The organism is Mesorhizobium sp. M1E.F.Ca.ET.041.01.1.1 (assembly GCF_003997355.1).
In the GTDB taxonomy this organism is placed as follows: Bacteria; Pseudomonadota; Alphaproteobacteria; order Rhizobiales; family Rhizobiaceae; genus Mesorhizobium.
This window is the reverse complement of sequence record NZ_RZSL01001156.1, coordinates 1-737: the sequence shown is the minus strand read 5'-3', so window position 1 is coordinate 737 and position 737 is coordinate 1. Positions and strand designations below refer to the sequence as shown.

The window sequence follows — 737 nt, the reverse complement described above, 5'->3', positions numbered from 1 at the left end:
GCGCCATCCAGGGCGGCGGCAATCTGATGATGCACGGCGCCGGCTGGCTGGAAGGCGGCCTGCGCTGCTCCTACGAAAAGACCATCCTCGACATCGATCTCCTGCAGATGGTGGCCGAGTTCCTGACCCCGCTCGACCTCTCCGAGGATGCCCTCGGCTTCGACGCCATCCAGTCGGTCGGTCCGGGCGGCCATTTCTTCGGCACCCAGCATACCCAGGAACGCTACAAGACCGCCTTCTACTCGCCGATCGTCTCCGACTGGCGCAATTTCGAGACTTGGGCCGAGGCCGGCTCGCCGACGGCGCTGGAGCGGACCAACAAGGTCTGGAAGGAGCGCCTTGCCGCCTACGAGGAGCCGTATATGGACCCGGCCATCCGCGAAGAGCTCAACGACTTCGTCGAGAAGCGCCGCGCCGAAGGCGGCGCGCCGACGGATTTTTGATCATCAATGTCATTGATGAACAGTCGACCCCCACTCCGTCGAGCTTCGCTCGCCACCTCTCCGCCGATCGACGGAAGAAAGGAAAGGCGCGAGCCTTTGCCGGGAGGCGCCCTTCCTCTCCCTCCGGAGGGGGGAGAGGTGGCGCTGCGAAGCAGCGACGGAGTGGGGGAAGCCGTTCGTGAAACGCGAAGTCGCCGCAAAGCGGGCGCGACCCAGCAAGCAGGAAATCAAGCGGATTTGGTGCACGGTCGACCCCCACTCCGTCGAGCTTCGCTCGACACCTCTCCCCCGATC

Annotated in this window: 1 protein-coding gene; it reads left to right on the top strand. The window is 65.0% G+C overall.

From position 1 onward, the window contains the following. A partial coding sequence (locus EOA38_RS38080) for a trimethylamine methyltransferase family protein (RefSeq protein WP_189435245.1) occupies positions 1 to 443 on the top strand: 443 nt, incomplete at its 5' end. Positions 444 to 737 lie beyond the last annotated feature (294 nt).